Annotated in this window: 30 protein-coding genes; 15 read left to right on the top strand and 15 right to left on the bottom strand. The window is 68.6% G+C overall.

Annotated features, from left to right (window positions below; all coding sequences use genetic code 11):
- Nucleotides 1–44: 44 nt before the first annotated feature.
- The 6 genes from QFZ21_RS05325 to QFZ21_RS05300 all read left to right on the top strand — a co-directional run bounded on the left by QFZ21_RS05325 (nucleotide 45) and on the right by QFZ21_RS05300 (nucleotide 4,215).
- Nucleotides 45–392: a hypothetical protein gene (locus tag QFZ21_RS05325; RefSeq protein ID WP_307375137.1), complete on the top strand. Its 348-nt coding sequence runs from the start codon at nucleotides 45–47 to the stop codon at nucleotides 390–392.
- Nucleotides 393–554: 162 nt separating this feature from the next.
- Nucleotides 555–821, top strand: coding sequence for a DUF4190 domain-containing protein (locus QFZ21_RS05320; RefSeq protein WP_307375135.1), 267 nt, complete (start codon nucleotides 555–557; stop codon nucleotides 819–821).
- Nucleotides 822–984: 163 nt separating this feature from the next.
- Nucleotides 985–1,182 carry a hypothetical protein gene (locus tag QFZ21_RS05315; protein ID WP_307375133.1) on the top strand — a complete coding sequence of 66 codons (198 nt, stop codon included), beginning with the start codon at nucleotides 985–987 and terminating at the stop codon, nucleotides 1,180–1,182.
- A 47-nt stretch (nucleotides 1,183–1,229) separates the two neighbouring features.
- Nucleotides 1,230–2,891: an ABC-F family ATP-binding cassette domain-containing protein gene (locus QFZ21_RS05310; protein ID WP_307375128.1), complete on the top strand. Its 1,662-nt coding sequence runs from the start codon at nucleotides 1,230–1,232 to the stop codon at nucleotides 2,889–2,891.
- 39 nt (nucleotides 2,892–2,930) lie between these two features.
- Nucleotides 2,931–3,542: a hypothetical protein gene (locus QFZ21_RS05305; RefSeq protein WP_307375125.1), complete on the top strand. Its 612-nt coding sequence runs from the start codon at nucleotides 2,931–2,933 to the stop codon at nucleotides 3,540–3,542.
- 103 nt (nucleotides 3,543–3,645) lie between these two features.
- On the top strand, nucleotides 3,646–4,215 hold the full coding sequence (locus QFZ21_RS05300) for an alpha/beta fold hydrolase (protein WP_307375122.1): 570 nt from the start codon (nucleotides 3,646–3,648) through the stop codon (nucleotides 4,213–4,215).
- A gap of 15 nt (nucleotides 4,216–4,230) precedes the next feature.
- Here QFZ21_RS05300 and QFZ21_RS05295 read toward each other — a convergent pair whose 3' ends face one another.
- The 4 genes from QFZ21_RS05295 to QFZ21_RS05280 all read right to left on the bottom strand — a co-directional run bounded on the left by QFZ21_RS05295 (nucleotide 4,231) and on the right by QFZ21_RS05280 (nucleotide 6,349).
- Nucleotides 4,231–4,575: a LysR family transcriptional regulator gene (locus tag QFZ21_RS05295; RefSeq protein WP_307375120.1), complete on the bottom strand. Its 345-nt coding sequence runs from the start codon at nucleotides 4,573–4,575 to the stop codon at nucleotides 4,231–4,233.
- A 72-nt stretch (nucleotides 4,576–4,647) separates the two neighbouring features.
- Complete coding sequence (locus tag QFZ21_RS05290; RefSeq protein WP_307375118.1) at nucleotides 4,648–5,304, bottom strand: hypothetical protein; 657 nt, start codon at nucleotides 5,302–5,304, stop codon at nucleotides 4,648–4,650.
- Nucleotides 5,305–5,453: 149 nt separating this feature from the next.
- On the bottom strand, nucleotides 5,454–5,753 hold the full coding sequence (locus QFZ21_RS05285; protein WP_307375116.1) for a Fe-S cluster assembly protein HesB: 300 nt from the start codon (nucleotides 5,751–5,753) through the stop codon (nucleotides 5,454–5,456).
- A gap of 107 nt (nucleotides 5,754–5,860) precedes the next feature.
- Complete coding sequence (locus QFZ21_RS05280) at nucleotides 5,861–6,349, bottom strand: GNAT family N-acetyltransferase (RefSeq protein ID WP_307375113.1); 489 nt, start codon at nucleotides 6,347–6,349, stop codon at nucleotides 5,861–5,863.
- A gap of 124 nt (nucleotides 6,350–6,473) precedes the next feature.
- Between QFZ21_RS05280 and QFZ21_RS05275 the strand changes: the two genes are divergently transcribed.
- Nucleotides 6,474–7,019 carry a Dps family protein gene (locus QFZ21_RS05275; protein ID WP_307375111.1) on the top strand — a complete coding sequence of 182 codons (546 nt, stop codon included), beginning with the start codon at nucleotides 6,474–6,476 and terminating at the stop codon, nucleotides 7,017–7,019.
- Nucleotides 7,020–7,046: 27 nt separating this feature from the next.
- Here the strand turns inward: QFZ21_RS05275 and QFZ21_RS05270 are convergent, their stop codons facing one another.
- A complete protein-coding gene (locus tag QFZ21_RS05270) occupies nucleotides 7,047–7,574 on the bottom strand; it encodes a DUF6328 family protein (protein WP_307375109.1) in 528 nt (175 codons plus the stop codon).
- 69 nt (nucleotides 7,575–7,643) lie between these two features.
- Here QFZ21_RS05270 and QFZ21_RS05265 point away from each other — a divergent pair, with 69 nt between their 5' ends.
- Nucleotides 7,644–7,847, top strand: coding sequence for a hypothetical protein (locus tag QFZ21_RS05265; protein ID WP_307375107.1), 204 nt, complete (start codon nucleotides 7,644–7,646; stop codon nucleotides 7,845–7,847).
- A gap of 11 nt (nucleotides 7,848–7,858) precedes the next feature.
- On the opposite strand, the gene QFZ21_RS05260 is transcribed toward QFZ21_RS05265, so the two are convergent.
- Both QFZ21_RS05260 and QFZ21_RS05255 read right to left on the bottom strand, forming a co-directional pair.
- Nucleotides 7,859–8,437 (bottom strand): 1-acyl-sn-glycerol-3-phosphate acyltransferase, encoded by a 579-nt coding sequence (locus QFZ21_RS05260; protein WP_307375105.1) that lies wholly within the window; start codon nucleotides 8,435–8,437, stop codon nucleotides 7,859–7,861.
- A 22-nt stretch (nucleotides 8,438–8,459) separates the two neighbouring features.
- A complete protein-coding gene (locus tag QFZ21_RS05255; RefSeq protein WP_307375103.1) occupies nucleotides 8,460–9,062 on the bottom strand; it encodes a carboxymuconolactone decarboxylase family protein in 603 nt (200 codons plus the stop codon).
- A 139-nt stretch (nucleotides 9,063–9,201) separates the two neighbouring features.
- On the opposite strand from QFZ21_RS05255, the gene QFZ21_RS05250 reads away from it, so the two are divergent.
- Nucleotides 9,202–9,348, top strand: coding sequence for a hypothetical protein (locus QFZ21_RS05250; protein ID WP_307375101.1), 147 nt, complete (start codon nucleotides 9,202–9,204; stop codon nucleotides 9,346–9,348).
- Between the two features lie 33 nt (nucleotides 9,349–9,381).
- Here the strand turns inward: QFZ21_RS05250 and QFZ21_RS05245 are convergent, their stop codons facing one another.
- Complete coding sequence (locus tag QFZ21_RS05245; RefSeq protein ID WP_307375099.1) at nucleotides 9,382–10,863, bottom strand: MDR family MFS transporter; 1,482 nt, start codon at nucleotides 10,861–10,863, stop codon at nucleotides 9,382–9,384.
- A 167-nt stretch (nucleotides 10,864–11,030) separates the two neighbouring features.
- On the opposite strand from QFZ21_RS05245, the gene QFZ21_RS05240 reads away from it, so the two are divergent.
- A complete protein-coding gene (locus QFZ21_RS05240) occupies nucleotides 11,031–13,085 on the top strand; it encodes an ABC transporter ATP-binding protein (protein ID WP_307381226.1) in 2,055 nt (684 codons plus the stop codon).
- A gap of 17 nt (nucleotides 13,086–13,102) precedes the next feature.
- Here QFZ21_RS05240 and QFZ21_RS05235 read toward each other — a convergent pair whose 3' ends face one another.
- Genes QFZ21_RS05235 through QFZ21_RS05205 form a run of 7 tightly spaced genes read right to left on the bottom strand, consistent with a single transcriptional unit; the run spans nucleotide 13,103 to nucleotide 20,428 of the window.
- Nucleotides 13,103–13,876: an SDR family NAD(P)-dependent oxidoreductase gene (locus QFZ21_RS05235; protein WP_307375097.1), complete on the bottom strand. Its 774-nt coding sequence runs from the start codon at nucleotides 13,874–13,876 to the stop codon at nucleotides 13,103–13,105.
- Between the two features lie 20 nt (nucleotides 13,877–13,896).
- Nucleotides 13,897–14,844: a glycosyltransferase family 2 protein gene (locus QFZ21_RS05230; RefSeq protein ID WP_373425997.1), complete on the bottom strand. Its 948-nt coding sequence runs from the start codon at nucleotides 14,842–14,844 to the stop codon at nucleotides 13,897–13,899.
- 23 nt (nucleotides 14,845–14,867) lie between these two features.
- Complete coding sequence (locus QFZ21_RS05225) at nucleotides 14,868–16,004, bottom strand: cysteine desulfurase family protein (RefSeq protein ID WP_307375095.1); 1,137 nt, start codon at nucleotides 16,002–16,004, stop codon at nucleotides 14,868–14,870.
- Between the two features lie 5 nt (nucleotides 16,005–16,009).
- Complete coding sequence (gene nadC, locus QFZ21_RS05220; protein WP_307375093.1) at nucleotides 16,010–16,861, bottom strand: carboxylating nicotinate-nucleotide diphosphorylase; 852 nt, start codon at nucleotides 16,859–16,861, stop codon at nucleotides 16,010–16,012.
- Nucleotides 16,861–18,381 (bottom strand): L-aspartate oxidase, encoded by a 1,521-nt coding sequence (gene nadB, locus QFZ21_RS05215; RefSeq protein WP_307375091.1) that lies wholly within the window; start codon nucleotides 18,379–18,381, stop codon nucleotides 16,861–16,863. The genes nadC and nadB overlap by 1 nt, the downstream gene beginning before the upstream one ends.
- The gene (gene nadA, locus QFZ21_RS05210; RefSeq protein WP_307375089.1) at nucleotides 18,378–19,715 is read right to left on the bottom strand and encodes a quinolinate synthase NadA; all 1,338 of its coding nucleotides are present in this window, start codon (nucleotides 19,713–19,715) and stop codon (nucleotides 18,378–18,380) included. The genes nadB and nadA overlap by 4 nt, the downstream gene beginning before the upstream one ends.
- Nucleotides 19,712–20,428, bottom strand: a complete 717-nt coding sequence (locus tag QFZ21_RS05205) for an NUDIX domain-containing protein (protein ID WP_307375087.1) — start codon at nucleotides 20,426–20,428, stop codon at nucleotides 19,712–19,714. The genes nadA and QFZ21_RS05205 overlap by 4 nt, the downstream gene beginning before the upstream one ends.
- 265 nt (nucleotides 20,429–20,693) lie before the next feature.
- Between QFZ21_RS05205 and QFZ21_RS05200 the strand changes: the two genes are divergently transcribed.
- The 5 genes from QFZ21_RS05200 to QFZ21_RS05180 are packed head-to-tail and all read left to right on the top strand — an operon-like array spanning nucleotide 20,694 to nucleotide 26,105.
- The gene (locus QFZ21_RS05200) at nucleotides 20,694–22,385 is read left to right on the top strand and encodes an ABC transporter substrate-binding protein (protein WP_307375085.1); all 1,692 of its coding nucleotides are present in this window, start codon (nucleotides 20,694–20,696) and stop codon (nucleotides 22,383–22,385) included.
- Between the two features lie 40 nt (nucleotides 22,386–22,425).
- Nucleotides 22,426–23,421 (top strand): ABC transporter permease, encoded by a 996-nt coding sequence (locus tag QFZ21_RS05195; protein ID WP_307375083.1) that lies wholly within the window; start codon nucleotides 22,426–22,428, stop codon nucleotides 23,419–23,421.
- Nucleotides 23,414–24,397: an ABC transporter permease gene (locus QFZ21_RS05190; RefSeq protein WP_307375081.1), complete on the top strand. Its 984-nt coding sequence runs from the start codon at nucleotides 23,414–23,416 to the stop codon at nucleotides 24,395–24,397. The genes QFZ21_RS05195 and QFZ21_RS05190 overlap by 8 nt, the downstream gene beginning before the upstream one ends.
- Nucleotides 24,394–25,245, top strand: coding sequence for an ABC transporter ATP-binding protein (locus QFZ21_RS05185; protein ID WP_307375078.1), 852 nt, complete (start codon nucleotides 24,394–24,396; stop codon nucleotides 25,243–25,245). The genes QFZ21_RS05190 and QFZ21_RS05185 overlap by 4 nt, the downstream gene beginning before the upstream one ends.
- Nucleotides 25,242–26,105 carry an ABC transporter ATP-binding protein gene (locus QFZ21_RS05180; RefSeq protein ID WP_307375077.1) on the top strand — a complete coding sequence of 288 codons (864 nt, stop codon included), beginning with the start codon at nucleotides 25,242–25,244 and terminating at the stop codon, nucleotides 26,103–26,105. The genes QFZ21_RS05185 and QFZ21_RS05180 overlap by 4 nt, the downstream gene beginning before the upstream one ends.
- The last annotated feature ends 15 nt before the right edge of the window (nucleotides 26,106–26,120 follow it).

Below are 26,120 nucleotides of genomic sequence, written 5' to 3'. Positions count from 1 at the left end.
TATGGTGCTCGGGGGCAATCGACGAGCGGCGGCGCGACGCGATCATGTCTGATCGACGTGTCATTCGATTCTTCGTCGCTCCGGGCCATGACTGGCCGCTCTGGGAGAGCTCGACTCCCACGCGCGAGAGCGATTACACGATGACGCCTGACGATTACGGCCTGTCACCCGGACTCGCTGCCCGACTGCGCGTCTGGCACGACGTCTGGGAGGAGCGCCGCATGGTGGCCGGGGCGTGGGGTGACCCCGATGACATGGTCGCGTGGGTTCGTGAGGGCAAGACCCTGGCGTGGGATGTCCGCCATGAGGTGGCTGCCTTCGCCGATGTGTCGACTGAGCTCACGGATGTCCGCGACCTACGAGGACACCGCGGATCTCCGTATCGGAGATAGCTCTGGCGGGTCGACGTAGCGCGAGTCCTGTCGGCACCTGCATCTCGAGATCAGTGACCGTTAGCTCTATAGTCGGCATCACGATGGATCGCTTTCCGTGCCCCTGTTGCGGCTACCCCACGTGAATTGGGCGGCTACCCCACGTGAATTGGAAGGACACTCATGACAACCGCAACAGTCGCGCCTCGCACCAACACACTCGCCCTGGTGGGCTTCATCGCAGCTTTCGTGATTCCCATCGCCGGTTTCGTCCTCGGCGTGCTCGCTCTGCGCCAGTTGCGCGCGCCGGGCAACGGCGAATCAGGTGCAGGCCTCGCTCGCTGGTCGCTCATCATCGGAGCCTTGGGAACATTGCTCCACGTGATCTTCTTCATCGTGTGGATCTCTCTGTTCGTCGCGGCCGTCAACGGTCAGCCGATCGGGGGCTAATAGTTCCCGCACCGTCGCGGATCGAGAGCCCCACCGCGGGTGACCGGGTTGACGGACGACCGCAACGCTCGTGGTGAAGTTCCGCTTCAACAACTGAGGCGAGCCGAGACGTATCCGCCGCGCGGGGGATGTGTCCGCCTTCGAGCCTTCCTACGCTGGATGCATGACGGACGAAGAGAAGGACTCCGCGAAGAACGCTCACACGGGATTGGCCACCGGCATCGGTCTCGGCCTTGCACTCGGCGCCGGGCTCGGGCTCACGCTGTTCGACAACCTCGCACTCGGGATCGGCGTCGGCCTGTCGATCGGCGTGGCGATCGGCGTCGCACTCGACTCACGCGCCACCGATCACTCCGACTGACGGGGGACCGGTCCTCGTGCACGAAGCGCGGGTGACAGGATTGAAGGATGACCGCAACGCTCGTGGCCCAAGGGCTGGCCGGTGGCTACGGCCATCGCACCCTGTTCGACTCGCTCGACCTGACCGTCGCGGCGGGTGATGTCGTCGGCCTCGTCGGCGCCAACGGTGCGGGCAAGTCGACGCTGCTGAGACTCCTCGCGGGTGTCGACGAGCCGCAGGCCGGCACGATCAGGCTCTCCCCGGCCGATGCCTTCGTCGGCTGGCTCCCGCAGGAGCACGAACGGGTTCCTGGCGAGAGCGTGGCCGACTACATCGCGCGTCGCACGGGGTGCGCGGCAGCGAGCAGCGATATGAATGCCGCGGCACTCGCGCTCGGAGACCCCTCGCTCGCCGCGCCCGGCACCGACCCCGCCGACACCTACTCCACCGCGCTGGATCGTTGGCTGGCCAGCGGTGCCGCCGATCTCGACGAGCGGCTTCCTGTCGTACTCGCCGACCTCGGGCTCGCACTGGACGGCGATCCCGCCGAGGCGATGATGACCTCGCTGTCGGGAGGCCAGGCGGCGCGCGTGGGACTCGCCGCATTGCTGCTCTCACGCTTCGACATCGCGCTGCTGGATGAGCCGACCAACGACCTCGACCTCGACGGCATCGAACGACTCGAGGCCTTCGTGCGCGGACTTCGCGGCGGTGTCGTGGTGGTCAGTCACGACCGCGAGTTCCTCGCGCGCTGCGTGACCCGAGTGCTGGAGCTCGACCTCGCGCAGGGGAGCAACCGCGTCTTCGGCGGCGGCTACGACGCGTACCTGGAAGAGCGCGAGACGGTGCGCCGGCACCAGCGCGAGAAGTACGACGAGTTCGCCGACAAGAAGGCCGACCTCGTCGCTCGCGCCCGCACGCAGCGGGAGTGGTCGAGCCAGGGTGTGCGCAACGCCATGAAGAAGGCGCCGGACAACGACAAGATCAAACGCAAGGCCTCAGCGGAGTCGAGCGAGAAGCAGGCGCAGAAGGTGCGCCAGATGGAGAGCAGGATCGCCCGTCTCGACGAGGTCGAGGAGCCGCGGAAGGAGTGGCAGCTCGAGTTCACGATCGGCTCGGCTCCGCGGTCCAGCTCGGTGGTCTCGACGCTGAATTCCGCCGTGTTCCGGCAGGGTTCCTTCGTGCTCGGGCCCGTGTCGCTCCAGGTGAACGCGGGGGAGCGGATCGGCATCACCGGGCCCAACGGCGCCGGGAAGTCGACGCTGCTGCGCGGACTGCTCGGTCGTCAGCGTCCCGACGAGGGAACGGCCAGCCTCGGCGCGAGCGTGCAGATCGGTGAGATCGACCAGGCTCGCGCGCTTCTCACCGGGTCGCAGCCGCTCGCGGCGGCGTTCGAAACGCTCGTCCCGGAGATGGCCTCCGGTGAGGTGCGCACGCTCCTGGCCAAGTTCGGCCTCAAGGCCGATCACGTGACCCGCGCCGTGGATGAGCTCTCACCGGGCGAGCGCACCCGTGCAGGGCTGGCGCTGCTGCAGGCGCGCGGCGTCAACCTGCTCGTGCTCGACGAACCGACGAACCACCTCGATCTCCCGGCGATCGAGCAGCTCGAGCAGGCGCTCGAGTCCTATGAGGGCACCCTGCTGCTGGTCACCCACGACCGGCGGATGCTGGCGACGGTCACCACAGACCGCAGCTGGCGAGTGGATGCCGGTCAGGTCGTGGAGGCGTGACCCGGCGCTGACCATCCGCGGCGGCCCTACACTCGACGGGTGACGAACGACTCCGTGATCGAGCTCGGCGACGCCCTCGCGATCCTCCGTCGACTCCAGGGTCTCGGAGGTCGCCCCTTCGCGTGGGAGGAGCTCGCAGGGAACGCGATCGATCGAGGCGCGCACGCGATCGTCCCGCTCGCCGTCGCTCCGGTCAGCGGTGCGCTCGATGCTGCGGCATCCGATCTGCTGAGAGAGAGGGCGCAGGTCCTCGAGCGCGACTGCATCCACTTCTACGGCGGCGATTGGTTCCATGCCGAGATGCGGCTCGACCTCGACGCGGGGTTCGGGCGGCGGCTCGTGGAGACGTCCTCCCTCTCGAGCACCCCGAGGTACTGGTGGGGTATCGGCGGATTCGCTGTCGTGGTCGTGCGCTCCATCGACCAGACCGGCGCGTTCGAGACGCTGGCGTTGCACATCATTCCGAAGAGCTGGGTCTGGATCTCACCGATCACCCCGAGCACGAAGCGCGATGTATCTCACGCGCGACGCGTCCTCCGCGAGCAGGAGACCATCGCGGGAGTGGCCGACCTCGGGTGGTCGTGGCCGCTGCCAGGGGCGGATGCGTTCTCGGCGATCGCGGGCGATGGTCCCGAGTCCGGCCCCGACTAGATACGCTGGAAAGAGGCGGCGCGAGCCGCGGTCCGGCCGCAGGGGGCCGCCGAGTTCGTTCCGCCTGCGAACCGACACCGACGGCACGAGGAGATTGACGCCGATGACCGACACCCAGATCTTCGAACCCGAAGGCCGCGCCGTACCCTACGTCGACGAGGGCGATGGCCCGGTGAAGCTCGTGCTGGTCCAGGAACGCGGTCTCGCCGCCGACGTGCTGGGCGTCGTCGGGCACTACCTCGCGGAGGAAGCCGGATTCCACGTGCTGCGCATCGGCTACCGCGCCGACGACGCGGACGTGGCGCTCGAGACCCGGGTCGAAGACGTGCTCGCGGTGATCGACCACGTCGGCCTGCAGGACACCTGGGTCGGCGGGCACGGCGTCGGCGGTACCGTCGCGCGCGCACTGGCCGCGGCCCACCACGACCGCGTCAACGGCCTGCTGCTCCTGGGCGTCGAGGAGAGTGACATCGCGGTCGCGCCGGTCATCCCGGTGCTCATCATCCAGGGTTCGCAGGACGCCGTGTACGCGCCGGCGAACGGCGAACGGCTGCAAGCCACGGTCCCCGAGCGGGCGAGCGTGAAGACCATCGACGGCGGCGACCACCTGTTCCCGATGACCCACCCGATCGAGACCGCGGTGAACATCGAGGAATACCTCGACTGGGACTGACCGTGTCGCGGGCTGCTAGCGGCCCTGACGCTTCTTATAGGGCTTCGGCTGGCCCTTGACCGCAGGGGTCCGACCCTTGCCCTTCGATGCCTTGGCTTTGCCGCCGCGGGGCGCGGGCGGGTTCTTCACGGGCGCCGGAGCCGCAGCGACTTCGACCCGTGCTTCCTCGAGCAGCAGCTCGCCGACCTTCGTCAGCCTTGTCGGCTCGCCGGGCTGGAACAGCGGATGCCCGACCTCGGCCTCGAGTTTCTCGACCGAGGTGTACAGCGACGCCAGGGGAATGCCGAGGCTTGCGGCCGCGCGGGGGAAGTGCAGTTCCTCCGCGACGACGATGAAGCGGCGGAGCAAGGAGATCTTCACGGTGGCCCTTCGACGGTCGCACGGGTTGCGCCCGCCTCCCAGGCTACGCGGTGCGGCGTGGGTGTCCGCGACTCAGATGTCGCTGAAGTCGTTGGACGGCGACATGATCTGCGTCACTTCGTCGCCATCGAGGGAGAACAACAGGAAGATGATGCCGACCGATCCCGGGTGTGTGAGCGACTGCGTGTCAGGAACTTCTCGTCCGCCGAGGCCCAGGTACGCGGCGGTGGCGGAGTCTTCGCTGTCGACGAGCGCCCAGGCGTCCGCGGCGAGGAGGTCGGCGCGAGTCGATCCGACTGTGAGGCCTTCCTCGGTCGCGATCGGGACACCATCCACCTCGGCACCGGTCACGGTGATCCACGAGGGATTCTCGCCGGTGCTGTCGGCGGTCACCCGCAGGCCGTCCCAGGTGTAGGTCTCGAGCTTGAACTCGTAGCCGGGCATGTCCTCCACGGCCTCGGGAGCCGGGAGATCTCCGGTCGCCGTCTCGAGCAGCGCCAGGAGTGCGTCGGAGTCGTCGAAGGTCGCCTCGGTCGTGCCCGTCTCGTCCGTGAAGGTGAGTCCATCCAGCGTCACGACGAGCTGCGGGTCGACTTCTGGCTCCGCGCTGGGGGTCGAACTGGGCGCTGATGACGGCGCGGAGCTCGGAACGCCGGACGGGGTGGTGCACGCGGTGAGCACCAGAGCGGACGCGGCGAGAACCAGGACAGGGAGAAGGCGACGACGCATGGACAGATCGTAAGGGCGGGCACGCGGAGGAACTGTGGCGCGCGCCCGACGGTTTCCCAATCGTGATGATCTCGGCGGTCTGCATCGCCCGCGCGCGGAGACGACGGATGCCGCGACCCGTCGGGCCGCGGCATCCGGAGATCCTGAGGTCAGGCGACCTTCGCCATGACGGCGAAGGACACGGAACCCTCCTCGTCGACTCCGGCGTCGAGCACCTTGTCGTCGAGTGCGACAGCAGCTGCCGCGTCGAGGAAGAGGCGGGTGCCGGAGATCTCGACGACCTGGTCCTGAGGTTCCGGCTCGGTGGCGACCAGCACCGCGAGGCTCGCACCGCCCTGCGCGGCAGCGGTGGAGGACGAGTGGATGCGGAGACCTGCATCCGGAGCTTCGCTCTGACGACTCACGAGGGTCGTGACGATGGCGGTGGCGTTGTCGGTGAGGGTGAGCACGAGACTCTCCTTCCGGTTGGGGCATGCCGCGGTCGCGACACGTCCGGGCCACGATGCCTCACCTCACCGATCGCCTCAACCCCCTCGAGGGGATTGTCAGGAGGCTCTCAAGGTCCGAGGCGCTTGCGGAGGAACACCTGTTCCGTGCCGTCGCCATCGGGGACCCGTTCGTGCTCCTGGTATCCGCATGCCTCGTAGAGACGCAGGTTCGCCTCACTCAGGCTTCCGGTGAAGAGCTCCGCCTCATCGGCGGCGGAGGACTGCTCCGCGGCCTCGAGCAGCGAGCGGCCGATCCCTTCGCCCTGCATGTCGGGAGCGATCGCGATGCGACCGATCAGCAACAGGCCGTCCTTCTCGACGAAGCGGATCGCACCGACGAGGCGGCCGTCGATCCGTGCCGTGAAGCCGGACTCGGACCGCAGCTCAGCCTCCAACTCGGAGAGAGTCTGCGTCAGCGGAGGCATGTCGACGCTTCCGTAGATGGCCGCCTCCGAGACGAACGCAGCCCGTTGCACGGTGAGCACCTCGCCGGCATCCCTGTCGCTGATCCTGCTGATGACGGGCTCTGCTCGGCCTCCGCGCTGCTGGTCTCCCACGGTCTGTCTCTCCTTCGTCGGGTGTCGATGTCCGCACGCCACATTCGAGGATCGCTCCAGCGCTGTCAACCCCCTCGGACCGCCCGACCGGGTCGCGCTAGCGTCGGCGGCAGGAGGTCACACCATGGCTGAAACGAAGACGACGAAGAAGACTGCCGCTACGACCAAGGGCGGCGCGAAGACGACACGGAAGCAGAACGCCGAGAGGGGCTTCGCCGCATCCCCGGATCTGGCGGCCAACCTGCAGGCCGTGCTGGTCGACCTGCTCGAACTCGCGACGCAGGGCAAGCAGGCGCACTGGAACGTGGTCGGACGCAATTTCCGCGACACGCACCGCCAGCTGGACGAGATCATCGAGGACGCGCGGACGTTCAGCGACACCGTGGCCGAGCGCATGCGCGCCCTGCACGCCGTGCCGGACGGACGCAGCGTCACCGTCTCTGCGACGACGACCCTGCCGGAGTTCCCGACGGGCGAGGTCTCCACGTCCGAGACGATCGATCTGGTCACAGAGCGGCTCGAGGCGGTCGTCGCGACGATGCGCGACGTGCACGACGACGTCGACGAAGCGGACCCGACATCAGCAGACATCCTGCACGCGGTCATCGAGCGTCTCGAGCAGTTCGCCTGGATGGTCAGTGCCGAGAACCGGAGCCCTGCGGGGCGCTGATCCGCTGCCGTTCCGACGAGACGGAGGTCAGTCCTCCCCGGTCTCGTCGGAACGGCGTCGGCTGCGCATGAAGCGCGGCAGCGCGAGCCACAGTGCGACGACCAGGACGAGCGCCGCCACGAGAGCCACGACTCCCGCCGTGCGGTTCACCGTGAAGTCGATGATCAAGGTGGTCACCCCGATGGTCAGGGCTCCGATCACCGCGAGATCGATGCGCACGATCCGGGCGGCGATCCGCACCAGGTCCGGCTTGCGACGGTGCCCGAACAGAGCCCGGTGCATGCCCACCGGAGCGAGCGCGAGGATGGTCGCGATCGCGGAGAGAGCCACCAGGACCACGTACAGGTCTCTCTGCAGTTCGTCCATGTCGGCGAACCGCGGCTGGAAGGCGACGGCGAGGAGGAATCCGGTGAGGATCTGGGTGCCGGTCTGCATGACCCGCAACTCCTGCAGGAGCTCGAGCCAGTTCCGATCCGCCCGCTCGTTGGGGGTCTCGTCGCGACCGTCCGCCCGGTCGTCGATGTCGGGCTCGTCCCGGGGCAGATCCGCTGTCATGCTCTCAGTGTCGTGCCCGCGCTCAGCGGATGTCCAGAACGACGCGGTCTACGTCCGAAAGAAGGAATCATGACGCTTCCCCCGATCGAAGACTGGTGGTCGGAGCTGACCAGCGACGCCCAGCACGCCGTGCTCGGCAGCGGCTCCCCGCACCTCGATGAGAACGTCCGAGAGGAGATCCGCGAGATCACCGGCGCGGTCGTCGGAATGGTGGAGACGCTGTCCGACGACGACCTGAAGTACGCCCGCGCGCATCTCGAATCGGACGGCTGAGGCGCGAGAACTCAGCCGGCAGCGGGGATCTCCTCCCGGAGGCGCGGCTCCGTGCGGCGCTCGGGTCGCGCGCCCGCCTTGTCAGCGTAGAACGCGCGGATCCGGTCCATGTCGGCGGCGACGTCGCCGGTGAGGTCGAGCGTCGGCCCGAGGCCGGTGGTCATCGTCGTGCGATCGACGAATCCGAGTGTGACCGGCATGCCGGTCTCGCGGGCGATCCGGTAGAAGCCGGACTTCCAGTACTCGTTCCCACCGCGCGTCCCGTCGGGAGTCACCACGAGCCCGAACACCCTGCCTGCGTGCACCTGGCCGACGACGTCCTTCACCACTCGGGCAGGGTCCGTGCGATCGACGGGGATGCCGCCGAGACGGCGCATGATCGGACCCCGCCAGCCCCGGAAGAGGCTGTTCTTGCCGAGCCAGTGCACGTCGATGCCGAGCCGCCACGCGATCGCCAGCATCAGGACGAAATCCCAGTTCGAGGTGTGCGGAGCGCCGACGAGCACGGTGGGACGCGTCGGCGCGGGTTCGCTCTTCAGGGTCCAGCGGCTGAACGCCCAGAACGTGCGGGCGAGGAGTCGTTTGAGCATGGTTCCACCGTAGGGGAGCGGGTTAGCGATCCGCTGTCGGCGGAAGGCCGCCGGCACGGGTCGGATGCGCCAGCGCCGTCGCGATGTCCGGGCTGAGTCCGGGGACCTCGTCGACCGGCACCGAGAGCGCCTGCAGCGCACGACTGAAGTAGTTCCGTGCCGCAGCCGCAAGGGTGATGTCGACGATCTGCCGGTCGGAGTAACCGGCGTCGCGGAGTGCCTGCGCATCGGCATCCGTCATCGACGCGGCATCCGTCGACAGCCGCGCCGCGTATCGCACGACCGCGCGCTCCGCCTCGGTGAAGCCGTCGTCCTCTCCTCTCGCGAAGGAGTCGAGCCCGGCCTCGTCGAGAACCCCAGCGCGAAGCGACTTGCGGCCGTGGGCGAGCAGGCAGTGCGTAGAGCCGATCGCGCGCGCCGCGCCCAGTGTGGCCGCCTCGTACACGCGGATGCCGATCGAGGGCACGACTGCTCGGATCAGGTTCTCGAAGGCCGCGTGCGCCTCGGGATTGACGGCCATCGCCCGGGTATGCGCGTAAACGAAGCCGTCGTCCTCGATGTCGTCCGCGTACATCTCGGCGACGTGGCCCTCTGCGGTGTCCGGATCCGGCACGGTGATGATCATCGACGCTCCCTCGCGTTCTCCACCCAGGCCGTCGTTCCAGAGCGCGGCCCGTGGCGTCATTGCGAACGATACGCCCCGTGGATCGGCCACGGAAGGTCGATCCGACGCCATGAGCGCGTGGCAGGCGTACGATCGAGGGATGACCAAATCGCAGCAGGACTCCGTGGAGCAGGACGCGCCTCTCGCGCCGCTGCCGCTCGCGGACGCCCTCACCCTGCTCGAGGCAGATGCCGCCGGCTATTGCAGCAATGGCGTCTGCCACTTTCCTGCGCCGAAGACGCAGTAGGCAGCAGACGCCATCGCGGCTGACTCGTTTCGGTCAGTGACCGCCGTGGAATCCCTCACCGGCATCGTCGGCGGGCTTGCGCACGAACGGGCTCAGCGCCACCGCGGCGAGCGAGATGATCGCCGCGATCAGGAACGCCATCCGCGCACCGGGCGCACCGGCCACGGCCGTCGTCAGCCCCTCGTTCTCCCCCGCGTGGAGGATCGCCGAGTAGGTCACGGTGAGCAGAGCAACACCTGCCGCTCCGCCGACCTGCTGCAGGGTGTTCAGCACGGCGGACCCGTGGGAATAGAGCGAGCGCTGCAGTGAGCCGAGCGACGCGGAGAACAGCGGAGTGAACGACATGGCGAGACCGACGGACATCGCGGCCTGAGCGATGACGAGCACCCACCAGGCGGTGTTCTCTCCGACGGTCGAGTAGAAGAACAGCGCCGATGCGACCAGGATCGTGCCGGGGATGAGCAGCGGGCGCGTACCCCGGGCGTCGTACACGCGGCCCATCACCGGGCCCAGCAGACCCATGAGCACGGAGCCGGGCAGCAGGATCAGGCCCGACTGGAGCGCGTTGAGGCCGGCGACGTTCTGCAGATACTGCGGGAGCAGCGTCAGCGTGCCGAACATCGAAAGCGCGAGGATCGACATGATGATGACTGCGAACGTGAAGTTGGTCGCGCGGAACACGCGGAGATCGAGCAGTGCCTTGCCGGCGCCCTGCAGCCGCAGCTGTCGCCACACGAAGAGCGCGAGCGACACGGCTCCCACCACGAGAGCGGTGATGCCGGCGGTCTCGCCCGATCCGCCCTCGCTGCCGAACTGGCTCAAGCCGAACACGATGCCGCCGAAGCCGAGTGCCGCGAGCGGGATGGAGAGCACGTCGAGCGGGACGCGGCGGGTCTCGCCGAGGTTCGTCATCCACTTCACACCCATGCCGAGCGCGATGAGCGCGATCGGCAGGATGATTGCGAAGAGTGCGCGCCAGTTGAGGGACTCGAGCACGGCCCCTGCGACGGTCGGTCCGATGGCCGGAGCGAGCGAGATGACGAGACCGACACGGCCCATCATGCGCCCGCGCGACTGCGGCGGGACGACGTTCATGATGGTCGTCATCAGCAGCGGCATCATGACGCCGGTGCCGGCGGCCTGGATGACGCGGCCGACCAGCAGCACGCCGAATCCCGGTGCGATGAGGGCGACCAGCGTGCCGAGAGAGAATGCGGTCATCGCCGCGATGAAGACCTGGCGGGTGGTGAAGCGCTGCAGGATGAAGCCGGTCGTCGGGATGACGACGGCCATGGTCAGCATGAACGCGCTGGTCAGCCACTGCCCGAGCTCCGGCGGGATGCCGAGATCGGTGTTCAGGTGCGGGATGGCGATGCCCATCGTCGTCTCGTTGAGGATGGCGACGAAGGCCGCGACGAGGAGAAGCCAGATGACCCGCATGTCGCTCCGGGAGATCTCACCGCTCTTCGGAGTGACGGTGGGGGTCGTGATGGAGCCGGTGTCGACGGCGGACATAGGCGGCCTCCTGAGCAGAAGAAGAAAGGGGGATGGCGCGAGAGATCGCGAGAGTCTTTCAGCGTAACCACAGCTTCCGACATTTCATTCCGAACTCGTCGAGATCCGCTCTGAGCGGATGCTGCGGCCCTCGCTGTCTCCGGGCTGAGTACGCTGGCGAAATGAGCATGGGCGGCGGCAGAGGCGGAGGACACGGCGGCGGCTTCCGGGGTGTCGACGAGGATGCGCAGCGCAGGCTCAACGCCGAGGCCCCCCGCATCCCCGGACTCGGCGGCCGGGTGATCGCCCTCTTCCGCGCCTATCGGTGGCGCATCTTCTTCACCGGCATCCTCGTGGTGGTCGGCGCGGCCATCGCGGTGATCCCTCCGCTGATCGTGCAGCGCATCTTCGACGACGCGCTTTTCCCCGTGGAAGGCGGTGGCCCGCATCTCGAGGTGCTGGGCTGGCTCGTCGGCGCGATTGTCGCGCTGTTCCTGTTCTCCGCGGTGCTCGGCGTCGGGCAGACGTGGCTGACCGCGACAGTGGGCAACAGTGTCACGGGCGACCTGCGGGTGCGGCTGTTCGAGCATCTGCAGGCGATGGAACTCGGATTCTTCACCCGCACCAAGACGGGCGTCATCCAGTCGCGACTGCAGAACGACGTGGGCGGCGTCTCGGGCGTGCTGACGAACACCGTCACGAGCATCCTGGGCAACGTGGTGACGGTCGCGGCCTCGCTCGTCGCGATGATCCTGATCGACTGGCGGCTGACACTGATCGCCGTCGTGATGATGCCGTTCCTCATCTTCGTGCAGCGTCGCGTGGGGCAGGTGCGCGCGCGGATCGCGGGCGAGACGCAGGAGTCGCTGTCGGAGCTCACCTCGATCACGCAGGAGACGCTGAGCGTCTCGGGGATGCTGCTGTCGAAGGCGTTCAACCGCCAGCGCACCGAGTCGGAGCGCTACCAGTCCGAGAATCGCAATCAGGTGCGGCTGCAGGTGCGGCGGGCCATGAGCGGCCAGGGATTCTTCGCGGTCGTGCAGGTGCTGATGGCCAGCGTGCCCGCGGTCATCTATCTCGTCTCGGGCTACCTGATCGACGGCGGCACGGATGCGATCACCGCGGGAACCGTTGTCGCCTTCACCACCGTGCAGGCCCGGCTGCTGATGCCGCTGATGGGCCTGATGCGGGTGTCGCTCGATCTGCAGACCTCGTCCGCACTGTTCGCGCGCATCTTCGAGTACCTCGACCTGGTGCCGGAGATCCAGGATGCGCCCGACGCGATCACAGTCGGCGAGGCCCCAGGACCGCGGGGGCGCATCGAGTTCGCCGACGTCGTCTTCCGCTATCCGGATGCCGCGCCGGACTCGCGCCCGACGCTCGATCACGTGTCCTTCGTCGCCGAACCGGGGCAGCACGTCGCCTTCGTCGGGCCTTCCGGCGCCGGGAAGACCACGATCCTGTACCTCGCGCCCCGGCTGTACGAGGCCAAGGGCGGCGCCGTGCTGTTCGCGGGAGCGGACGTGCGCTCGCTCACCCAGGAATCGATCATCGACCACATCGGCATCGTGTCGCAGGAGACGTATCTCTTCCACGCGACGATCCGGGAGAACCTGCTGTACGCGAAGCCCGGAGCGACCGAGGCCGAGTTGATCGAGGCCTGCACCGCGGCCAACATCCATCACATCATCGCGGGGTTCGAGAACGCCTACGACACCGTCGTCGGCGAACGCGGGTACCGGCTCTCGGGCGGCGAGAAGCAGCGCATCGCCATCGCGAGGGTGCTGCTCAAGGACCCGCCCGTGCTGCTCCTCGACGAGGCGACATCGGCGTTGGACACCGTGTCGGAGCGGGTGGTCCAGGAAGCGCTCGACGAGGCGGCGAAGGGGCGCACGACGCTGTCGATCGCGCACCGGCTCTCGACGGTCATGGGCGCCGATGTCATCCACGTGGTCGAGGCGGGGCGGATCGTCGAGTCTGGCACCCATGCCGAGCTCCTCGCACAGGGCGGTCTCTACGCCGAGCTCGCGGCGCAGCAGGTCGCGGCCTCCCGCGTGCTTGCGAGCGAGGTCGCAGCCGAAGGGCCGGTCTCCGGGGGTGTCGGCGCGGCGCTCACCGACCGGCGGGCCGATCGCGCGCCGGATGACTCCGCAGGAGCCGATGCCGTCGCCGCGCTCACCGCCTCGGTGCCGCTTCTCGCCGAACCGCGCATCGACGAGCGGGTCTATCCGCCGGAGAACTGAGCAGCCCCGATCCCGGGTCAGTGGACGGAGAGCCCGCCGTCGACGAAGAGCGAATGGCCGGTGACGTATGCCGACCCGGCTCCGGCGAGGAACACCGCCGCACCGGCGAAGTCGCTCGGTAGGCCGTTGCGGCCGATCATCGTCCGAGCGGCGAGCGCCGCGATCTTCTCGGGGTCCTGCTGCAGCCGGGCGTTCAGTGGCGTGAGCACGAAACCGGGGACGAGGGTGTTGCTGGTGACCCCGGTGCCGCCCCATGCCTCGGCCTCCGAGCGCATCAGCGACTCCAGGGCGCCTTTCGACGCGCCGTAGATCCCACTGCCGACGAAGGCCCGGTGCGCCTGCTGCGAGCTGATGTGGATCAGTCGGCCGTACCCTCGTTCGACCATTCCGGGTGCGTAGCGCTGGCCCAGCAGGAACGGGGCCAGGGCGTTCACCGTCATGGTGGCGTCCCAGTCGTCCTCGGTGATCTCGGCATAGGACGGCCGGATGTTGATGCCGGCCGAGTTGACCAGGATGTCGGGTTCGCCGAAGGGCTCGGTCGCTGCCTCGGCGACGGAGCGGATGCCGGCACGGGTGCCGAGGTCGCCGATGACGCCGGCGGCGCGGCATCCGCTCGCCTCGAGCTCGCGGACGGTCTGGTCGATGCGTTCGGCGCCGCGCGCGACGATGACTGTCGAGGCTCCGGCACGGGCGAGGGCGGTGGCGATGCCGCGGCCGATGCCCGAGCTGCCGCCGGTCACGATCGCGGTGCGGCCCTCCAGCGAGAAGAGCGAGTCGAGGTAGTCGTTCATGGGTTTCACCGGTCCTTCGGTCACCAGGAGAGGGCCGCCGCGATGGCCTCATCGGGCGAGGTATCGGCGTATTCGGGGAGCGCCTGCAGCTCGTCGATGAACCCGGCGACCTCCGCGGCGTACGCCGGGTCGTCATGGCTGGCGGCGATGTCGAGCAGTGACGGCACGTCCATCGCCAGGATGAGGTCGAGCCGAGCGGTCACGGCCGGGCTCTCCCCGGCATCCTGCAGGACCCGGATGCCGCCGCGGAGGGCGCCGAGGTAGTCGCGCAGCACCGGCAGCTGCGACTTGCCCTGCGTGATCGACGTCCCGTCGGGGCGGATGCGCCACCGCACCACGACGTCGGGGATCACGTCGAACGACCGCGCACGGGTGTACATCTCCTGGGCGACGATCTGATCCTCGTAGGCGACGCCCTCCGGGAACCGCAGGTCGCTCCAGAATGTGGTGCGGCTGACCTTCGACCAGGCGACGATGTTCGAGACGGCCCTGGGGTGGTGCGCGAGCGTGGTCCTCGACCGTGCCGGATCGGTCGCCGCCGCGACCCAGGGCTGCACGCGACCGGCGGTGTACGTGTCGCCGTGCGGGCGCAGGCGCACATACGCGCCGGCCACGAAGTCGCTCCCCGTCTCGTCGAGCGTCGCGGTCAGGCGCGCGAGGGCGTCGGGAGTGAGCTCGTCGTCACCGTCGAGAAAACCGACGTACGGGGTGTCGACGAGCGCGAGGCCGGCATTGCGGGCGGCGCCGAGACCCCGTGACGATTCATGCCGGACCACCGTGAAGCGCGGATCGGAGCGCGCCGCATCGGCGAAGATCGAGCCGGTGGCGTCGGTGGAGCCGTCGTCGACCAGGATCGCCCGCCAGCGGTGCTCGCTCTGTGCACGCAGCGAGTCGAGGGCGGCCGGAGCGAATGTCGCGATGTCGCGTCCGGGGACGATCATCGTCACGATCGGTGCAGGGGCGGTCACCAGGCGAGTCTATGGCCGAGAAGTCAGGCGGAGACGGCGTGCACCGAGTCCGCGACGAGGGCGGCGAGACGTTCGGGGTCATCACCGGCGAGGGGGTGCCGTCCGAAGGTGAAGCGCACCGAGGTCTGCGCGACCTCGGGCGGGATGCCGCAGGCGAGCAGCACGTGCGACGGCTCGTCGCTGCCGGCCGCGCACGCCGAGCCGCTCGACGAGATGACCCCTCGCCGTTCCAGTTCGAGCAGGACCGACTCGCCGCTGGTCCCGGCGAAGGTGAAGCTCGCCGTTCCGGGCAACCGGTGCACGGGATCGCCGGTGAGCGCGGCCTGCGGGATGCGTTGCAGCACCCCGGCGATGAATCGTGCTGTCGCGGCGCCGACCGCGTTCGAGAAGGCCTCGCGGTCGGCTTCGGCCAGCTCCAGCGCGGTCGCCAGCGCGACCGCTCCGGCCACGTTCTCCGTGCCCGATCGACGCCCCCGCTCCTGGCCGCCGCCGTGCAGCAGTGGCTCCAGAGGAACGCGGCCGCGCACGGCCAGCGCACCGATGCCCTTGGGTGCCCCGAGTTTGTGACCCGCGATCGAGACGGCGTCGGCCCCGAGCCCCTGCAGGGACAGCCACCCCGCGGACTGCACGGCATCCAGGTGCACCGGAACTCCGTGGGCGTGGGCGACCTCTGCCAGCGCCGCAGCATCCTGGATCGTCCCGATCTCGTTGTTCGCATGCCCGACGGAGACGAGGGCGGTGTCCTCCCGGATCGCCTCGGCGAGGAGCGCGGGGCGGATGCGTCCCGCGTCGTCGACCGGGACCATGGTCACCTCGACCGCGTGGAAGCGGCGCAGGTACTCCGCCGACTCCAGGATCGATTCGTGCTCGATGGGGGAGACCACGAGGTGCCGTCGGCCGGCAGCCAAGGCCGCGAGGACGATGCCCTTCACGGCGAGGTTGTTCGCCTCGGTGCCCCCGGCCGTGAACACCACGTCGCCGGTGCGCATGCCCAGCACTCGCGCGACCCTCGAACGTGCGTCGTCGAGCGCGCTCGCCGCAGCCTCACCGGCGGTGTGATGGCTCGACGGGTTGCCGAACACGCCGGTGAGATAGGGGCGCATCGCCTCGAGCACCTCCGGGCGCACCGGGGATGTGGCGGCGTGATCGACGTACAGCACGGTGCTCAGTCGATCCGCAGATCCAGGCCGAGGTCGAGCGCCCGTGCGGAGTGGGTCAGCGCGCCGACCGAGATCACGTCGACTCCGGTCTCTGCGATGCCGCGCACGGTGTCGAGGTTCACACCGCCGGAGGCCTCGACCGTGGCGCGGTCACCGATCAGGGCGACGCCCGCGCGCAGGTCGTCGAGCGAGAAGTTGTCGAGCAGCACCGTGTGCGCTCCGCCGTCGAGGACGGCGGGGATCTGGTCGAGGCGGTCGACCTCGACCACCACGTGCGTGGTGTGCGGCAGGCGCGACAGCGCATCGCGCAACGCCGTGGCGAGGTCGGCACCGGAGCGCTTCAGCACGGCGAGGTGGTTGTCCTTCGCCATCACGGCGTCGGACAGCGAGTAGCGATGGTTGCGGGCGCCGCCCGAGATGACGGCGTGCCGTTCGAAGGCGCGAAGTCCCGGTGTCGTCTTGCGGGTGTCGGCGATCCTCGCGCCGGTGCCGTCGATCGCGCGGACGTAGGCGGCAGTGAGTGTCGCGATGCCGCTCATCCGCTGCGTGAAGTTCAGCGCGACACGCTCGGCGGTGAGGATGCTGCGCGCCGAGCCCGAGACGGAGGCGAGCACGTCGCCCGGGGAGAACTCGTCGCCGTCGCCGACGTGCAGGTCGACGACGAGAGTGGCATCCGTGAGAGCGAACGCGGCGGCGAAGACCGCGCCGCCGCTGAAGACGCCGGCCTCTCGTGCGACGAGGTCGGCCGTGGCCGTCGCCTCTGCGGGAAGCAGGGTCGTGCTCGTCAGATCGCCCCAGGGAGCGTCTTCTTCGAGGGCGGCGCCGACGACGCGAGCGAGAATGGCGGAGGTGAGCATCAGACGGTCTCCAGGATCTGTGCGGGAGCGGTTGCTCGGCGGCCGGCGAGGCGGAAGTGCGCACCGACCGAATCGGCGCGGGCGAGTGCAGCGGATGCCGTCGCCTCGGCGATCAGCAGCAGATTCGCATCTTCGTGCTCCGCGACGGTCTGCGGCGCCGACGCATCGGACCGCCATGCGCGCACCGTGTCGAGCGCGTGCTGAAGGCCTTCGTCGGTGCGCAGCAGCCCGACCTCGTCCCACATCAGTTGCTGCAGCGCCGCGCGACCGAACGGCACCCCATCGCTCCCGTCGCGATATTCCAGGGATACCGGCGCGGGATCGGTGGAATATCGCGACCGGAGCGGGGGAGAGTCTGGCCACGGCTCACCCAGCGCGGCCGCGGCTCGGGCGCCGAACACCGCTCCCTCGAGCAGCGAGTTGGACGCGAGGCGGTTGGCGCCGTGCACGCCGGTGCGCGCGGCCTCGCCGACGGCGAAGAGCCCGGGGATCGTGCTGCGGCCGTGGAGGTCGGTGACGATGCCGCCCATCAGGTAGTGCGCCGCCGGGGTCACCGGGATGGGCTCCCGCGACCAGTCGAACCCGCGCGCCCGCGTCACCCGGTCGATCGTCGGGAAACGCGCCGCGAGCGTCTCGGCCCCGAGCATCGTGGCATCCAGCCGCGCCGGGGAGCCCTGGGCCGCGGCCTGGCGGGCGATCGCCCTCGACACGACGTCCCGCGGGGCGAGCTCGCCGTCGGGGTGGCTGTCGAACGCGAACCGTCGGCCCTGGTCGTCGATCAGGGTCGCGCCCTCGCCGCGGACGGCTTCGGAGATGAGGAAGGCCGGACCCGCCGCGAGGATCGTCGGGTGGAACTGCACGAACTCCAGGTCGTCGACCGCCGCGCCGGCGCGCATCGCGGCGGCGATGCCGTCGCCGGTCGTGCCCGTGGGGTTGGTCGTGTGGGCGAAGAGATGCCCGGCGCCGCCGGTCGCGACGACCACCGCATCGGCCCGGAGTGCGGTCACCGCTTCGTCGATCAGCAGACGGATGCCGCCGACCGCACCTCCCTCGACGATCAGATCTGTCACGAACGCGTGCTCGATCACGCCGATCGCGGTGCGGCGGACGGCGGCCACGAGTGCACGCGAGATCGCGGCCCCGGTGGCGTCTCCGCCGGCGTGCACGATGCGCGCATGACTGTGCGCCGCCTCGCGCCCGAGCAGGAGCACGCCGTCGGGGTCGCGGTCGAAGGCGACGCCGCGGGAGATCAGCTCGGCGATGCGCTCCGCCCCGTCGGCCACGAGGGCATCGACGGCTGCGGCATCCGAGAGACCTGCCCCGGCGACCATCGTGTCCGCCGCGTGCTGCTGTGCGGAATCGTCGGGGCCGTAGACCCCGGCGACGCCGCCCTGCGCGTAGCCGGTGCTTCCGTCGCCGAGAGCGCCCTTGGTGACCAGAGTCACATCGTGCCCCGACTCCTGTGCGTGCAGCGCCGCCGTGAGCCCTGCGATGCCCGAGCCGACGACGAGGACGTTCATCGTGCTCCCGCCATCACGGGCGGCTTCGCCGCCAGCATCCGCTCCAGTGCCACCCGAGCGGGATCCGCGACATCGGCGGACACGGTGATCCGGTTGGGGGTGCGTCCGGCGACCAGCTCCTCGAGAACCCAGGCAAGATAGCCCGGGTGGATGCGGTACATCGTCGAGCACGGGCAGACGACCGGGTCGAGGCAGAAGATCTCGTGCTGCGGGTACTGCGCGGCGAGGCGGCGCACGAGGTTGATCTCGGTGCCGATCGCGAAGGTGGTCGGTTCGGTCGCCGAGTCGATGGCCCGGCGGATGTACTCGGTCGATCCTGCCTCGTCGGCGGCGTCGACGACCTCCATCGGGCACTCCGGGTGCACGATGACCCGCACGCCCGGGTGCTCGGCACGCGCCTGATCGATCTGACCGACCGTGAAGCGGCGGTGCACGGAGCAGAAGCCGTGCCACAGGATCACCCGCGAGTCGATGAGCTCGGCGGCGGAGGATCCGCCCAGCGCTCGCCGCGGGTTCCACATCGGCATCTGCTCCAGCGGCACGCCCATCGCCTTGGCGGTGTTGCGTCCCAGGTGCTGGTCGGGGAAGAACAGCACCCGCTGCCCGCGCTCGAACGCCCACTCGAGCACCGTCTCGGCGTTCGACGAGGTGCACACGATGCCCCCGTGCCGGCCGACGAATCCCTTGATCGCGGCGGAGGAGTTCATGTAGGTGACCGGGATCACCGGCACCCGGCCGTCGGCATCCGGAGTGTCCAGGTCGCCGAGCACGTCGGCGAGCTGCTCCCAGCAGTCCTCGACCTGGTCGATGTCGGCCATGTCGGCCATCGAGCAGCCCGCGGCGAGGTTCGGCAGGATGACCGCTTGATCGGGCTGCGAGAGCAGATCGGCGGTCTCGGCCATGAAGTGCACGCCGCAGAACACGATCGCCTCGGCATCCGTCCGGCCCTTGGCCGCCGTCGCGAGCTGGAAGGAGTCGCCGACGTAATCCGCGTGCCGCACGACCTCTTCCCGCTGGTAGAAGTGGCCGAGGATGACGACCCGGTCGCCGAGGGCGGCCTTCGCAGCGATGATGCGCTCGTGCAGCTGGTCCTCGTCGGCTTCGCGGTACGCGGCCGGGAGCTCGCCCTGGCGCGGTGCCCCGGTGGGGATGACGTCGCCCATCGATGACCCCGGCCCGTAGCCGGGGCGGCTGTCGAAGTCCCAGGGGCCGACGGCGAGGTCGGTCGTGCAGGTCGCGTCGGTCGACTCCCCGGTCACGATCGCCTGGATCGCGTGATCGACGGAGGGATCCAGCGCCGGAACCGCGGGCGTCGGGACGAAGGTGATGCTCATCGGGTGCTCGTTTCTTCGGGACCGAGCGGGCCGCGGTCGGCCAACTCGACATCGGTGTTGTAGCGGTACAGACGTGCAGGTCGGTGGTTGCCGGTGCGGAACCGGTCGGTGGGAAGCAGGTTGCCCGCCGCCTCCACCTGGCGGCGGAAGTTCGCGGGATCGAGATGCTTGCCGAGGATCGCCTCGTAGGCCTCGCGCAGGTCGGCGAGAGTGAACTCGGCGGGGAGGAACCCGTGCGCGACGCGGCTGTAGCCGACCTTGTTGCGCAGCCGCCAGAGGGCGTACTCGACGATGTTCGCGTGGTCGAAGGCGAGGGAGGGCAGCGCGTCGACGTCGAACCATCGCACGTTCTCCGGAGCGTGGCCGGAGGCGAGGTGTGCGGCGCTCTGCGCCACCACGTCGTCCTGCCGGAGGAGCGCCCAGTAGACGATGGAGACGACGCGCGTGGGGGAGCGGTCGACGGCGCCGAAGGCGTAGAGCTGCTCGAGATAGCTGGGAGCGAGGCCGGTCGTCTCGGCGAGGGTGCGCGCGGAGGCATCCACCGGTGATTCGAGGGCGGTCAGCCACCCGCCGGGCAGTGCCCATTGCTGTGCGAACGGCTCGCGGGTGCGCAGCACCAACGGCAGCGAGAGCACCGCTGCGCCGTTCTCCGCGCGGCGCAGCGTGAGGATCACCGTGGAGACGGCGACGCGGATGCTGCGGCTTTGAGTCATGGTTACCTTAACCCTTCGAGATCGATCTTAGTGTCACTCCGACTCTTAGTGTGCACAGACGACGCTCTTTTCCCGTCGAGGCCGAAACGTTATGTGTGAGGCACGAGGAGGCTTGTCCACCGCCGGAGGGTTTGTTAGGTTACTGTCCTAACAAACCCTTCGAGGTCGGCTATCGCCCCTTTCGGGTTTCCACGAACCCCGCCTCGGGGTTCTGCTCCATCCGGAGAAATCCCTCCTGCAGTGCAGCACCGAGAGGAAACACAGAATGATCCGAAACGGAAAGCGCAAGATTGCGCTCACCGCCGTCGCGGGGGCATCCGTCCTCGCCCTGGGCCTCACCGCCTGCGGCACCGGCGGAAGCGGCGATGACGGCAACGCCGACAGCGACCGCGCCCTTCGTGTCTGGGCAGGAAGCCAGACCCCGATCACCGCGAACTACAACCCGTTCGCTCCGACCGTGCTCCATGGCGCGCTCGGTCCCATCTACGAGCCGCTCTTCTTCTTCAACAAGACGTCCGACTCCGAGCCCGTCGGCCTGATCGGTGACTCGTACGAGTACAACGAGGACGGCACAGTGATCACGATCACCATCAAGCCCGACCTCAAGTGGAGCGACGGCGAGCCGCTCACCGCGAAGGACGTCGCCTTCTCGTTCAATTACGACGCCAACAACCCGGAGGGCAACGGTCTCGTCTTGGCGGAGGCCACCGACGACACCACCGTCGTGCTGACCTACTCGGCCGCGCAGTACACCACCGAATTCCAGCGCCTCGGATCGACCTACATCCTGCCCGAGCACGTCTGGTCCGAGGTCACCGACTTCGCGAACTTCGCGAACGAGGAGCCGGTCGGATCCGGTGCGTACGTCGTCGACAAGACCACCAGCGAGTCCTACACGCTCGTCGCGAACGAGAACTTCCGCGATGCCGACAAGCTCGGCGTCAAGAAGGTCCAGTACATCGCGGTCGACAACAACCAGACCGCGCAGGACCTGCTGGCCGCCGGCGAGCTCGACTGGACCGGCATGTTCATCCCCAACCCGGACGACGTGACCGCCAACGGCAAGATCGACTGGGTGAACACCCCGCAGGACCCGACGGTGCTCTACACCTGCTCGAACGCCGACCTCGGCTGCACCGGTCCGCAGACCGACGTCGCCGTGCGCCAGGCGCTCAACGTCGCGATCGACCGCGCCACCATCAAGGACAAGGCATTCGTCGGCCTCACCGGCGACATCTCTCCGACCTTCGCCCTGCTGCCCCGCGACGAGAAGTGGGTCGCGGACTCCGCGAACGAGGTCAGCCCGCAGGAGGCGGACGCCGCCGCAGCGGGCGAGATCCTCGAGGCCGCCGGCTACACCAAGGACGGCGACTTCTACGCGAAGGACGGCGTGCCGCTCGAGCTCACCCTGACCTCGGTCGACGGGTGGACGGACTACAACGACGCAGCGAAGCTGATCGCGGAGCAGGCGGCCGCGGCGGGCATCAAGATCACGGCCTCGACGGTCCAGTGGCAGGAGTTCTCCGACTCCCGCCAGGGCGGCGAGTTCCAGCTGATCGTCGGCGGCATGATCGGCACCTCGGTGGCCGACCCGTTCCAGATCTACCGCGACTGGGTCGGCGGCACGGCGGTGCAGTCGACGAGCCCGGTCGGCACCGAGATCCCGGCCGGACGCTGGAACTTCAGCCGGTACGACAACCCGAAGGTCGACGCCGCCATCCAGTCGGCGATCAGCACGAACGATGAGGCCGAGAAGAAGGAGCTGTACGGCACGATCCAGACCGAGATCGCCCGCGACCTGCCTTACATCCCGCTCGTCATCAACGCCACGCAGACCTTCTACAACACGAAGGACTTCACCGGCTGGCCGACCGAGGAGGAGATGTACGCCTTCCCGCCGTCCTGGGGCGCGATCGCGGCAGGGTACATCCTGACGCAGCTGCAGCCGGCCAAGTAAGCAGAAGGGATGGGGAAGCAGGAAGTCAGGAAGAAGTGACATGAAGTTCTATGCACGAAGAATCGGGTTCTACGCGTTCACGCTCTGGGCCGCGATCTCCATCAACTTCCTGCTTCCCCGTCTCATGCCGGGAAACCCCGCCGACATCATGATCGCCAAGATGCAGCGGGCCGGCGGCGAGGTGTCCGAGACCACCATCCGCAACATCAAGCTCCTGCTCGGCGGCGACGACGCTCCGCTCTGGGAGCAGTACCTCTCCTACTGGGGGCGGATGTTCCAGGGTGACCTCGGCGTCTCCGTCACCAAGTTCCCGACACCGGTGACCGAACTCATCGCCGGTGCGATCCCGTGGACGCTCGTCCTGGTGGGCACCACGACGATCATCTCGTTCATCCTCGGCATCGTGCTCGGCGCCTGGGCCGGCTGGAAGCGCGGCACGTGGGTGGACCACCTCATCCCGGCAACGACCGTCCTGCAGTCCATCCCGTACTTCTGGATGGCCCTCATCCTGGTCTCGGTGTTCGCCGTCGGGCTGGGCTGGTTCCCGCTCTTCGGGGGCTACGACGTCTTCGACTTCCCCGACGGGCCCGAGCCCACGTGGGCGTTCTTCTCGGATGCCTTCGCGCACTCCCTTCTCCCCGCCCTCACGATCGTGATCAGCTCCGTCGGCGGGTGGATGTTCGGGATGCGGAACATGATGGTCGCCACGCTCGCAGAGGACTACGTGCTCACGGCGGAGGCGAAGGGTCTCCGTCCGCGACGCATCATGACGACGTACGCGGCCCGGAACGCCGCCATCCCCTCCATCGCCGGGTTCTCGATCACGCTGGGCTTCGTCGTGGCCGGCTCCATCGTGATGGAGCAGGTGTTCACCTATCCCGGCATCGGCAAGCTGATGTTCCAGGCCGTCACCAACAACGACTACTCGCTGATGCAGGGCCTGTTCCTGGTCATCACGATCACCGTGCTGGCCGCCAACTTCTTCATGGACCTCGTCTATGGCTTCATCGACCCGAGGGCTCGCCAGAATGTCTGATCCACAGAACACCGCCGGCCTCCTGTCCATCGAGGAGACGCCGACGACCGCGCCGGCCAGCACCATCGCCATGGCCACGCAGGACCCGAAGCGTCGCCGCATCCTCCCGAGCACCTCGCCGAAGTTCATCGTCGGGTCGATCCTGGTGCTCGCCATCGTGCTCTTCGCGATCATCGCGCCGATCTTCTCCCAGAACCCCCGCAGCTCCGCGAACGCCGCCCTGCAGCCGCCGTCGGCCGAGCACTGGCTCGGCACGACGAAGCTCGGCAACGACATGTTCGCCCAGCTCGCGATCGGTGCGCAGGGATCGCTGCTGATCGGCGTCGTCGCCGGCGGCATCGCGATCGTGCTCTCGCTGCTGTTCGGCGTTCTCGCCGGCTACCTCGGCGGCTGGCGCGAGGACGCGCTCGCGCTTCTCACCAACGTCATGATCGTGATCCCCGGCCTTCCGCTGGTCATGGTCATCGCGTCGTTCGTGCCCCAGCGCAGCTGGCAGCTCGTCGCCTTCGTGCTCGGCATCACCTCGTGGGCGGGGGCGGCGTACGTGCTGCGGCTCCAGACGCGTTCGCTGCGCAGCCGCGACTACGTGTATGCGGCGAAGGTGGCGGGCGAGCGCTCGTTCCGGGTGATCCTGGTCGAGATCATGCCGAACCTGCTGCCGCTGCTGACCGCACAGTTCCTGTTCGCGATCATCTTCGCGATCCTCGGCGAAGCAGGACTCTCGTATCTGGGCCTCGGACCCAACTCATCGATCACCTGGGGGTCGATCCTCAACGACGCCCAGTCCGGCCAGGCTCTCGGACGTGGAGCGTGGTGGTGGTTCGTGCCGCCCGGCCTCATGATCGCCGTGCTCGGCGCAGGACTCGCGCTGATCAACTTCGCGATCGACGAGGTCATCAACCCGAAGCTCCGCAACGCGCCCGATGCCGCCCGTCGCGTGCGCAAGGCCGCCAAGATCAAGGGGATCACCGCATGAGCGACGCCGTGCTGACCGCGAGGAACGTCTCGATCGAGTACGAGGTCGATCCGCCCGTCAAGGCGGTGCGCAATGTGTCGTTGACCCTCCACCGCGGCGAGATCCTCGGGCTCGCGGGGGAGTCGGGCTGCGGCAAGACGACCCTCGCGTACGGGATGAACCGGCTGTTGAAGGCGCCCGCGCTGATGACGAGCGGCGAGATCGTGTTCCACGATCGGAACGGTCAGGACATCGACATCGTGGGCCTCGACGGAGAGGGTCTTCGGGCCTTCCGCTGGGACAAGATCTCGATGGTGTTCCAGGGGGCGATGAACTCGTTGAACCCGGTCATCGACGTCAAGGCGCAGATCTTCGACATCTTCGACACACACCGGCCCGGCATGTCGAAGAAGGCGAAGACGGCGCGGGCCGAGGAGCTGCTGACACTCGTCGGTGTCGATCCGAGTCGGTTGACGAGCTTCCCGCACGAGCTCTCCGGCGGCATGCGGCAGCGCATGATGATCGCGATGGCTCTGGCGCTGGATCCGCAGGTGATGATCATGGACGAGCCGACGACGGCACTGGACGTGGTCGTACAGCGCGGCATCATCCGCGAGATCATGCGTCTGCGAGAGCGGCTGGGGTTCGCCGTGATCTTCATCACGCACGACCTGCCGATGCTGATCGAGATCAGCGACCGGATCGCGATCATGCTGCAGGGGGAGATCGTGGAGCAGGGCACGGCGGAGGAGATCTACCGCACCCCGCAGCACGCCTATACGAAGAAGCTGCTGTCGAGCTTCCCGTCGCTCAAGGGCGAACGCGGAGACTTCGTGCGCACCGGCGTGAGCCAGGAGGGGACCCGATGAGCACCAGGACGGATGCTGCCCGCGGCACCGGCACGCTGGAGGTGCGGAATCTGACGAAGGACTTCCACCTGCGGTCCGGGTTCCGGACGACCGTGCTGCACGCGGTGAAAGACGTCTCGTTCACCCTCGAGCCGGGGAAGACCGTCGCACTGGTGGGGGAGTCCGGGTCGGGCAAGTCGACGATCGCCCGCATGCTGATGAAGCTCGAGACGCCGACCGCGGGGGAGATCCTGCTCGACGGCGAGTCATCCGGCACCCGCGGGCGTTCCCTCGAGCGCTACCGCGGTGACGTGCAGATGGTGTTCCAGGACCCGTTCGCCTCGCTGAACCCGTTCCACACGATCGTGCATCACCTCGAGCGTCCGATCCGCCTGCACCACCCGAAGCTGTCGAGTGCCCAGGTGCGGGAGCGCGCGATCGAGCTGCTGGAGCGGGTGCGGCTCACTCCGGGGGAGAGCTTCGCGGAACGGCGTCCGCACGAGCTGTCGGGCGGGCAGCGGCAGCGCGTCGCGATCGCGCGGGCGCTGGCACCGGGAGCGAGGTTCATCGTCGCGGACGAGCCCGTGTCGATGCTCGACGTGTCGATCCGGCTCGGCGTGCTGAACCTGCTCGCGGATCTCCAGCGGGAGGAGAACCTCGGCGTGCTGTACATCACGCACGACCTCGCGACCGCCCGCCACTTCAGCGACGAGATCATGGTCCTCTACAAGGGCGATGTCGTCGAACGGGGTCCCGCGGACGAGGTCATCCTCAACCCGCAGCACGAGTACACCAAGACTCTCCTCGGTGCTGCGCCCGAGCCCGACAACCTCGGCAGGCTGCGCGACGAGGTCCGCGCCGAACTCGGCATCGCCGGCTGACGGCATCCGAAAGCA

The sequence above is a fragment of the Microbacterium sp. W4I20 genome (assembly GCF_030816505.1).
Taxonomy (GTDB): Bacteria; Actinomycetota; Actinomycetes; order Actinomycetales; family Microbacteriaceae; genus Microbacterium.
Note: the sequence above shows the minus strand (reverse complement) of the source record. Positions and strands in the feature narration are given on the sequence as shown.

Coding starts and splice junctions, on each gene's coding strand:
- QFZ21_RS05325 (WP_307375137.1), top strand. CDS start 45: ATGTCTGATCGACGTGTCATTCGATTCTTCGTCGCTCCGGGCCATGAC.
- QFZ21_RS05320 (WP_307375135.1), top strand. CDS start 555: ATGACAACCGCAACAGTCGCGCCTCGCACCAACACACTCGCCCTGGTG.
- QFZ21_RS05315 (WP_307375133.1), top strand. CDS start 985: ATGACGGACGAAGAGAAGGACTCCGCGAAGAACGCTCACACGGGATTG.
- QFZ21_RS05310 (WP_307375128.1), top strand. CDS start 1,230: ATGACCGCAACGCTCGTGGCCCAAGGGCTGGCCGGTGGCTACGGCCAT.
- QFZ21_RS05300 (WP_307375122.1), top strand. CDS start 3,646: ATGACCGACACCCAGATCTTCGAACCCGAAGGCCGCGCCGTACCCTAC.
- QFZ21_RS05290 (WP_307375118.1), bottom strand. CDS start 5,304: ATGCGTCGTCGCCTTCTCCCTGTCCTGGTTCTCGCCGCGTCCGCTCTG.
- QFZ21_RS05275 (WP_307375111.1), top strand. CDS start 6,474: ATGGCTGAAACGAAGACGACGAAGAAGACTGCCGCTACGACCAAGGGC.
- QFZ21_RS05270 (WP_307375109.1), bottom strand. CDS start 7,574: ATGACAGCGGATCTGCCCCGGGACGAGCCCGACATCGACGACCGGGCG.
- QFZ21_RS05265 (WP_307375107.1), top strand. CDS start 7,644: ATGACGCTTCCCCCGATCGAAGACTGGTGGTCGGAGCTGACCAGCGAC.
- QFZ21_RS05260 (WP_307375105.1), bottom strand. CDS start 8,437: ATGCTCAAACGACTCCTCGCCCGCACGTTCTGGGCGTTCAGCCGCTGG.
- QFZ21_RS05255 (WP_307375103.1), bottom strand. CDS start 9,062: ATGATCATCACCGTGCCGGATCCGGACACCGCAGAGGGCCACGTCGCC.
- QFZ21_RS05250 (WP_307375101.1), top strand. CDS start 9,202: ATGACCAAATCGCAGCAGGACTCCGTGGAGCAGGACGCGCCTCTCGCG.
- QFZ21_RS05245 (WP_307375099.1), bottom strand. CDS start 10,863: ATGTCCGCCGTCGACACCGGCTCCATCACGACCCCCACCGTCACTCCG.
- QFZ21_RS05240 (WP_307381226.1), top strand. CDS start 11,031: ATGGGCGGCGGCAGAGGCGGAGGACACGGCGGCGGCTTCCGGGGTGTC.
- QFZ21_RS05235 (WP_307375097.1), bottom strand. CDS start 13,876: ATGAACGACTACCTCGACTCGCTCTTCTCGCTGGAGGGCCGCACCGCG.
- nadC (WP_307375093.1), bottom strand. CDS start 16,861: ATGCTCACCTCCGCCATTCTCGCTCGCGTCGTCGGCGCCGCCCTCGAA.
- nadB (WP_307375091.1), bottom strand. CDS start 18,381: ATGAACGTCCTCGTCGTCGGCTCGGGCATCGCAGGGCTCACGGCGGCG.
- nadA (WP_307375089.1), bottom strand. CDS start 19,715: ATGAGCATCACCTTCGTCCCGACGCCCGCGGTTCCGGCGCTGGATCCC.
- QFZ21_RS05205 (WP_307375087.1), bottom strand. CDS start 20,428: ATGACTCAAAGCCGCAGCATCCGCGTCGCCGTCTCCACGGTGATCCTC.
- QFZ21_RS05200 (WP_307375085.1), top strand. CDS start 20,694: ATGATCCGAAACGGAAAGCGCAAGATTGCGCTCACCGCCGTCGCGGGG.
- QFZ21_RS05195 (WP_307375083.1), top strand. CDS start 22,426: ATGAAGTTCTATGCACGAAGAATCGGGTTCTACGCGTTCACGCTCTGG.
- QFZ21_RS05190 (WP_307375081.1), top strand. CDS start 23,414: ATGTCTGATCCACAGAACACCGCCGGCCTCCTGTCCATCGAGGAGACG.
- QFZ21_RS05185 (WP_307375078.1), top strand. CDS start 24,394: ATGAGCGACGCCGTGCTGACCGCGAGGAACGTCTCGATCGAGTACGAG.
- QFZ21_RS05180 (WP_307375077.1), top strand. CDS start 25,242: ATGAGCACCAGGACGGATGCTGCCCGCGGCACCGGCACGCTGGAGGTG.